Consider the following 8,912-nt stretch of genomic DNA (forward strand, 5'->3'; position numbering starts at 1 on the left):
TCGGTTAGCAAGCCTGTTTTTGGTTTTCTAGTATTGGCATTTTCTGAAGGAAATGTTTTATCAATATACACTTTATCAAAAATTACGCCTTCGTTTTCAAAGGTTTTCATAATAAAATTATGCACAGGCCAAAAAGTATCTTCAGGAAAACTAGCCGTTCCCAAACCATCTTGATTGGTAATCATAACAAATTCGTAATCTAATTCTTGTGCTATTTTACTCAAAAAAGGAATACATTTTGGATAAAAAATCATTTTATTAAAACCATCAATTTGTTCATCGATTGTTTCTTTAATTATTGTTCCGTCTCGGTCTATAAATAATACTTTCTTTTTCATCATAATGATTTTAAAACGGTCATTAATTTTTCATTTTCTTCTTTGGTACCAATAGTAATTCTTAAACAATTTTCGCACAAAGGCTGATTACTTCTGTTTCTAATAACAATTCCATTTTCGATTAGTTGATTGTATATTTTGTTGGCATCATCAACTTTTATCAAAATAAAATTAGCATCCGAAGGATATGTTTTTTCAATAAATGGTATAGAAACTAAAGATTCAACCATTTTTTTTCGCTCACTTATAATTTTTTTCACTTGAAAATCGAGTGTTGTTTGCTCTAATTTTTTTATAGCAGTTTCTTGTGATAAATTATTGATATTATATGGTGGTTTTATCTTATTTAATATCGAAATTATTTCTGTAGAAGCATACAAAATTCCCACTCTTAAACCCGCCATTGCATATGCTTTAGAAAGTGTTTGCGTGATGACAAGGTTTGGATAATCGTTTATTTCTTGCAACCAACTTGCATTTTTAGAAAAATCTATATAGGCTTCGTCTATAACTACCAATCCGTTAAAGTTTTTCAACAATGATAAAACAGTTTGATCATCAAAAGAGTTTCCTGTTGGATTATTGGGCGAACAAAGGAAAATAATTTTTGTGTTGGCATTTATATTTTTTATAATATCATCAATATTAGGTTGAAAATCAGCAGATAATAAAACTTCTTTGTTTTCGATAGCATTAATATTGGCCAAAACTCCATACATTCCGTAAGTTGGCGGAAGCGTAATTACATTGTCAACATTGGGTTCACAAAATGCTCTGAATACTAAATCCAGTACTTCGTCACTCCCATTTCCTATCAAAATTTGATTTTCATTTATCTTATTTTGCTGTGATAAAAAACCTTTCGATTTCTTTTGTTGCGGATCTGGATATCGATTGATGCCGTTAGAAAACGGATTTTCATTGGCATCAAGATAAACCATATTATGAGTAAAATCTTTAAATTCATCTCGTGCAGAAGAATAAGATTGCATATTTTTTATATTTTCTCTAATGAGATTATTGATATTAAAATTATTCATTTTCTATTGCTTTTAATCTTAATGAAACAGCATTTTTATGCGCTTGCAAACCTTCAGCATCCGCCATGATTTCTATTGCCTTACCAATGTTTTGAATGCCTTTTTTAGATATTTTTTGAAAAGTCATCGATTTCAGAAAACTATCTAAGTTAACTCCTGAATATTTTTTTGCATATCCGTTTGTTGGTAAAGTATGATTCGTTCCAGAAGCATAATCTCCTGCACTTTCGGGCGTATAATTTCCTATAAAAATAGAGCCTGCATTTTGAATATTATCTATATAAAAATCTTCATTTTTAGTACAAATTATAAAATGCTCTGGTGCATAGTCGTTAATTAAATCTAAAGCAATTTCATCATTTTCAACGTAAATTAGTTTAGAATTTTCGATAGCTTTTTGTGCAATATTTTTTCTTGGTAAAACTTCCAATTGCTTGTTGATTTCAATTTCGACAGCTTCTATCAATTCTTTTGAAGTCGAGACTAGAATCACTTGGCTATCGGTTCCGTGTTCCGCTTGGCTTAACAAATCGGAAGCAACAAAACTTGGAATAGCAGTATCATCTGCAACAATCAGTAATTCGCTTGGACCAGCAGGCATATCGATAGCGACTCCAAATCGTGTAGCAAATTGTTTTGCAACTGTTACAAACTGGTTTCCAGGTCCAAAAATCTTATATACTTTTGGGATAGTTTGTGTACCAAAAGTCATTCCTGCAATGGCTTGAATCCCCCCTACTTTTAGTATTTTAGTTACTCCACACAAATTAGCAGCATATAAAATAGCTGGATTTATTTTTCCTGATTTGTCTGGTGGTGAACACAAAATAATTTCATTGCAACCTGCAATTTGAGCAGGAATGGCTAACATTAATACCGTAGAAAACAAAGGCGCGGTTCCGCCAGGAATATATAATCCCACCTTCTGAATTGGACGTTTTTCTTGCCAACAATTTACACCTTCAATCGTTTCGACTTCTATTTTTGAAGTTTTTTGAGCCGTGTGAAATCTTTCAATATTCGACTTTGCTAAAGCAATGGCTTGTTTCAATTCTGTTGAAACTAAATTGATTGCTTCATTAATTTCTTCATTAGAAACTTCTATATTTTCTAAAACGATTCCATCAAATAAAGAAGTATATTTTGTTACTGCAACATCTCCTTTTTGTTGTACTTCTTTGAAAATTCCTTTTACAGTTTCTTCTATATCATTGAAAGATTGTGTTGGTCTTTTTAGAATTTCAGACCAAATTTCTGGTTTTGGATTGTATATTTTATTCATTTTATTGCGATTTAAATAACCATTTTTTCAATTGGGCAAACGAGAATACCTTCGGCGCCAGCAGCTTTCAATTTATCGATTACTTCCCAAAATTGATCTTCGTCGATGACAGATTGTACACTACACCAACCTACTTCACTTAAAGGCACTACTGTTGGGCTTTTTAGAACAGGTAAAATTTCGGTTATAGCTTGTATTTTTTCGTTTGGCACATTCATCAAAATATATTTTGCTTTTCTAGCTCTAAGTACTGATTGAATTCTGAATCTTAATTTGTCTAATATTTCCTGTTTTTCAAGAGTAATTAGTGGCGAAACAGCTAGAACGGCTTCACTTTTCATGATGACAGCAACTTCTTTCAAATTATTTTTAAAAAGTGTACTTCCGCTAGAGACAATATCAACAATAGCGTCTGCGAGACCAATGTTAGGAGCAATTTCGACTGAACCCGATATTTCGTGTAATTCGACTTTTATATAGTTATTTTTAAAATAATTTAAAGTTGTATTGGGATAAGAAGTAGCAATTCTCATCTTTTTTAAATCATCTAAAGACTTGAAATTAAAAGATTTAGGAACTGCTACAGAAACTCGGCATTTTGAAAATCCTAATTTTTCGGCAATTTTAATATTTCCTCCTTTTTCGACTAAAATATTATCTCCAACAATAGCGATATCTACAACACCATCTATTAAATATTGAGGAATATCTGAGTTTCGAAGGAATAATACCTCTAGCGGAAAATTGGATGCAGAAGCTTTAAGTTGGTCGTTTCCATTGTCGATTGAAATACCACAATCTTTTAAGATTTTTAAGCTATCCTCGTTGAGGCGACCTGATTTTTGAATTGCAATTTTTAAAGTACTCATTGTTTTATTTTGATTAAATATTAGGAATGAGTACAGTTTGGAGTAAATAAAAAACCCGTTTGATGTACTCAAACGGGTTTTAGAATATTGTGATTTACACGCATACCATTAACACTTCGCCTGAGAGCAAATATGAAAATAATGATGATGTAATTGATTTAGAAACATTTTTGTTTTTTTAATACTTTGCAAAGATATGTTCAAATAAAAATAGAAAACAAATTATTTTTTATAATTCTTACTAATTTATGATTTGTTTAATCTTTATCTTCACCCTCAGCTTCAGTAGTTGTTGAAGTTTGCGTTGCATTAGCTCTAATTTCAGTATGACGAACTTCTCCTCCAGAAGTACCTACTTGTTGTGCTAAAAAAACTCCTATAACAGAAATTACAACTGCTAAATAGGATATTAGATTTGCTTTTGCATGATTTTTAAGATTTAAATATAATCCAGCAAGAGATACTACGCCTAAAACATATAAAACTATAGCAAATTTTTCTGCTAACTCTTCGTGTTCATGAATGATTTTTTTACCAACATTTGGCATATCTTCTACTAACTCTTCAGCTCCTTCTCCTGTACCCATACTAAATGCTGCAAAAATAGCTGAAACTATAAATAAAAAATAAGCAATATTTTTTGCAGAATTATTCTTTAAAATTATTCCTGCAATCAAGATTCCTAATCCAAAAATTGTCCCAATAATTGGAAAATGGTTTACTACCATGTGTAAATGTGCGTCGTTCATAATTTTTTTGATTTATTAAGTTAATATTGATTTATTATAAAAATAGTCTTATTAATATCTTTATTTATTACATAATTCTTTTAATTAGTTGTAGAATTCTTATCCTGCCAATGAAACACCAATCAAAGCACCAATTCCATAAGTTACCGCAGCTGCAAGTAATCCAAAAATAACTTGTCTTGTTCCTGAAAATAAAACTGGTTTTCCAGTAAATAATGTTATCGCAGAACCAATTCCGAATAATCCAACAACACTACTTCCTATACTTAAAAATATTGCATTCTTTCCTTCTAAAAACATAAAAGGATATAATGGAATTATAGCTCCAATTGCAAATAAAATAAATGATGTAATAGCTGCTTCCCAAGCAGAACCACTTAATTCTTCTTTATTTATTCCTAACTCTTCAGTTATTAAAGTTTCAATTGCAGATTCTTTAGTTAAAAATGCTTTTTTTGCTAATTTTTTAGCTTCTTCTAATGTCATTGCTTTAGCTTGGTATAACAATACTAATTCCATCTCTTCTTCTTCAGGCGAAGCTTCTAATTCGGCAGTTTCTAATGCTATTTGATTTTCGTACAATTCGCGTGAACTTTGAACAGATAGCCATTCTCCTAATGCCATCGAAATTGCACCTGCCAATAATCCTGCACAACCTGTAAGTAAAATTGTATTGTTATTTACAGCAGCACCAGCAACACCCATTACTAAACTCATATTAGAAACTAATCCGTCATTTGCCCCTAAAACAGCTGCACGCAAAGCATTTCCTCCAACTGATTTATGGCGACTTTCAAATTTAGAAAGAAATCCACCTGATACATTTAAAGCAGCATTACTATTAACTGCTTCAATAATTTTTAAATGATTATGTTCAAAACCTGATAATTTTTTGCCTGCTTCAATTTTATTTTTTACAGTATTAATAGCAAACTGCTTTTCAACACCTGATAGATTACTAATTATAGAGCTGTAGCCAAAAATCTTTCCTAATTTTAATTGTAATTTAGCTCTTGATGAAGGATTTGGTAAAACTGTAGTAGGACTTTCTTTTTTAATTTCGATCAACATGTGTTGTGCATGACCATCTTCTATTTTTGCTAAAGCCAACAATACTCTATTAAGATTTTCATCCTGTTGAATAGCTGCTATGCTTTTGTATAAAAAAGAAGTATCAACTTCAGTTTGCAATTGACCTTTAAGCTTGTTTAAATCCATATTTATTCTATTTAATTTGTAATATCAAAAACGCCTTTTGTTAAAATTTTTGAAGTTGAATTAATGAGATTATTAGGAATTATCTCAATAAATTTCTCTGATTTTTCTCCTAAAGATACTGCAACTTTTTTAAATGAGTACTGATTTTTATCATTATCCAATACTAACACGAAATTCTTATTATTTTTTGTAATTAAAGCTTCTGTTGGGATTGCTAATCCTTTTTTAGAATTTGTAACGATTCCAGCCTCTACAAACATTCCTGTTAGTAATTTTTGTTTAATATTATCTTCTAAATGCCCATGAACATTAATCGTTCTATCATTTCCTTCAATAGATTTTCCAACTAAATGCACTTCTGCGTTAAAAACTTCTTTAGTAGCTTCTGGAACTCTAAAATTAATTTTTTGTCCTACTTTTACGTTCAAAATGTCTTTTTCAAAAACAGCTAACTCTAAATGCAAATGATTAGTATCAACAATTTCTAAAATTACATCTGAAGGCGCAACGAACATCCCCACATTAGCATTCATAATGACAATGTCTCCAGTAATTGGAGCATAAATAGTTACAACAGAAGTTAATTTTCCTTTTTCTACATTACTAGGATTAATATTTAAAAGTACTAGTTTAGCCTTTAAACTCTGATACATTCCTCTTGTTCTTTTATAATCGCTTTCGGCTTTTAGATAATTTTTTTGAGAGGTTATCTTTTCGTCATACAATGTTTTTTGTCTCTCGAATTCCGATTTTAAATAGTTTATTTGTTCTGCAACTTCAAGATAATCTTTCTGAATATCCAGAAATTCGGTATTTTCCATTGTTAATAAAGCTTGCCCTTTTGTAACTTTATCTCCGACTAAAAGTTGGGTAGATTTTACATAACCTCCTATAAACGAAGTCACTTTTGCTCTATTTTGTGGCGGAACATCGATTTTTCCAGATGTTTTTATAGTTACATCAAAATCTTGCTCTTCTGGACTAGAAATTCTCATTCCTGAAGATTCAAATTGTTCTTTTGTAACTAAGATTATTCCATCATCTTTAGGACTAACTTCTTCAACTTTAGCATCTTTACAAGAAAATAATAAAGTGGCAATTGCAAATGTATATATTGTTTTTTTCATTGGTATCTAACTAAAAATTAAGGTATTGTAAATCTAATTGTATTTTATTATATTGTAAAACAGACTCTAAATATTCGACTTGAATTGTAGTGGCATTATCTAAACTTTGAATGTACTGAAAAAAATCAATTTCTCCGTGCTTATAACTCATCGTTGCAACTTTGATAATTTCTTCAGACAATTTTTTTCCAAATTGATTATAATAATTAATTGCTTCTTGGTATTTTGCTAATTCACTTGTTTTCTGAAGAATATAACTATCAATTTTCTGTTCTTCATTTTGTTTTTGTTGTTCCCAAGATTGCAATTCGAGTTGCGCTACTTTTGATTTGGCTTTATTTCCAAAATACAATAATGGTATACCAACTCCGACTTGAAAACCATATAACGATTTTGATAATCCATTATTTTTCCCTTGAAAATAATCTATATTTAAATCAGGTAACCAATGCTGTTTTTGCAACTTAATTTGACTTTTATAATTTTTTGTAATACTTTCTAAATAAGATAAATAAAATGATTTACTTGTTTCATTACTTAACATTTTTAAAGGCACAATGTTATTATTTTTAATTACAATTTTCTCGTCTAATTGTACTAAGGACTGTAAGATTTCGTACTGTGCTTTTTTATCTTTTTCAATTTGAGAAAGCATAGTGCTAATTTTTCTGAATTTGGCCTGAGCTGTTATTTTTTCTAGATAATTGGTTTCACCTAATTCGAAACGTCTATCACTAGCCTTTGAAAAATTTTGATACAAACTATCTAAATAATGATACAATTTTTCTTGGTGTTGTAAGTACACAATATGATTATAAATATTAGAAACCTCTAGATTTAATTTATTTTTTTGAATTTCAAAATTTGCGCTTTCTTTTTCATACTCCGCATTTAATACTTTCTTTTGAGCTCCATATACTGTTGGGAAAGCAAATCGTTGCTGTACTCCAAAAACCTTCAAAGGCTGATTGTTTAAAGCTAAATTATTCTGATCGTAACTGTAATAAATAGTCGTTTTATCGAAAGTATATGCCGTTTTAATATTGGCTTTCATTTTATCTACTTGCAATTGAGATGCTTTAATTCCTTTATTATTTTCAATAGCTTTTCCTAACAAAACATTTAGTTCAGGATTTGAATTTTGCGAAAATGCAACCGTTGATAGCATTAAAAATAAAATAATAATAGTTGTGTTATTGTGAATTTTAAATTTAGCTTTTTTGAATTCTTTACCATCAAAAACTTTATATAAAATAGGTAAAACTACCATTGTTAAAATCGTTGCTGTAAATAAACCTCCAATCACAACAGTTGCTAATGGACGTTGCACCTCTGCTCCTGCTGAAGAAGAAATTGCCATAGGCAAAAATCCAAGCGCTGCTGCTGCCGCTGTTAATAATACAGGGCGCAATCTATCTGTGGTTCCTTTTAATATTAATTCGTCCATATCTTTCATTCCGTTATGTTTTAGTTCTTTAAAATGTTCAATAAGTACAATTCCGTTCAATACTGCTATTCCGAAAAGGGCTATAAAACCAACACCTGCCGAAATACTAAAAGGTAAATCTCTCATCCATAAAAACAACACACCTCCTACTGCTGATAATGGAATAGCAGAATATACCATTAAAGCTTCTTTTATTGTTCCAAAAGCAAAATACAATAAGATAAATATTAAAAACAAAGCAATTGGAACTGCAATAGCTAAACGCGCTTTTGCACTTTGTAAGTTTTCAAATTGTCCGCCATAACTTACTCTGTAGCCCGTTGGTAATTTAATTTTTGCATCGATTGTTTTTTGAATATCCGTTACCACACTTTGTAAATCTCGGTTTCTCACATTAATTCCCACCACAATTCTACGATTGGTATTGTCTCTAGAAATTTTTGCTGGACCTTCAGTATATTCAATATTAGCTAATTCACTAAGTGGAATTTGTTGACCGTTTGACGTTGAAACATATAAATTTCGTAAATCTTCAATATCCTGTCTGTTGGTTTTATCTAAACGAATCACCATATCAAATCGTTTTTCACCTTCAAACACATTTCCTACTGTTTTTCCTGCAAAACCAAGTGCAATGATTTCGTTCAAATCGGCAATATTTAAACCATAACGTGCAATTTTAGAACGATCATATACCACAGCCATTTGAGGTAAACCTTCCGTTTTTTCGATAATTACATCCGAAGCTCCTTCAATATTTTCTATTGCTTTTTTTATTTCATTCGCTTTTTTTGCCAAAACATTCAAATCTTCACCAAAAACTTTGACAGCCACGTCAGATC

General features: G+C 30.4%; 7 protein-coding genes and 1 pseudogene. All 8 read right to left on the reverse strand.

All coding sequences use genetic code 11. The features are described 5' to 3' along the window. Nucleotides 1–338: pseudogene (locus ACKVOV_RS10365) on the reverse strand (bifunctional histidinol-phosphatase/imidazoleglycerol-phosphate dehydratase); the annotation flags it as partial. Continuing rightward, nucleotides 338–1,378 carry a histidinol-phosphate transaminase gene (gene hisC, locus ACKVOV_RS10370; RefSeq protein WP_409206687.1) on the reverse strand — a complete coding sequence of 347 codons (1,041 nt, stop codon included), beginning with the start codon at nt 1,376–1,378 and terminating at the stop codon, nt 338–340. The gene hisC and the pseudogene ACKVOV_RS10365, both read right to left, overlap by 1 nt. Then, a complete protein-coding gene (hisD, locus tag ACKVOV_RS10375; protein WP_409206688.1) occupies nt 1,371–2,660 on the reverse strand; it encodes a histidinol dehydrogenase in 1,290 nt (429 codons plus the stop codon). The genes hisC and hisD overlap by 8 nt, the downstream gene beginning before the upstream one ends. An 11-nt stretch (nt 2,661–2,671) precedes the next feature. Continuing rightward, the gene (gene hisG, locus ACKVOV_RS10380; RefSeq protein WP_394759167.1) at nt 2,672–3,529 is read right to left on the reverse strand and encodes an ATP phosphoribosyltransferase; all 858 of its coding nucleotides are present in this window, start codon (nt 3,527–3,529) and stop codon (nt 2,672–2,674) included. 257 nt (nt 3,530–3,786) lie between these two features. Next, nucleotides 3,787–4,278 (reverse strand): hypothetical protein, encoded by a 492-nt coding sequence (locus ACKVOV_RS10385; protein WP_409206689.1) that lies wholly within the window; start codon nt 4,276–4,278, stop codon nt 3,787–3,789. Between the two features lie 99 nt (nt 4,279–4,377). After that, on the reverse strand, nt 4,378–5,496 hold the full coding sequence (locus tag ACKVOV_RS10390) for a VIT1/CCC1 transporter family protein (RefSeq protein ID WP_409206690.1): 1,119 nt from the start codon (nt 5,494–5,496) through the stop codon (nt 4,378–4,380). Between the two features lie 11 nt (nt 5,497–5,507). Further along, nucleotides 5,508–6,623, reverse strand: coding sequence for an efflux RND transporter periplasmic adaptor subunit (locus tag ACKVOV_RS10395; RefSeq protein ID WP_409206691.1), 1,116 nt, complete (start codon nt 6,621–6,623; stop codon nt 5,508–5,510). Nucleotides 6,624–6,633: 10 nt separating this feature from the next. Beyond that, on the reverse strand, nt 6,634–8,912 hold a 2,279-nt coding region (locus ACKVOV_RS10400; protein WP_409206692.1), incomplete at its 5' end, for an efflux RND transporter permease subunit.

It is taken from the genome of Flavobacterium sp., from assembly GCF_046153165.1.
GTDB lineage: Bacteria > Bacteroidota > Bacteroidia > Flavobacteriales > Flavobacteriaceae > Flavobacterium.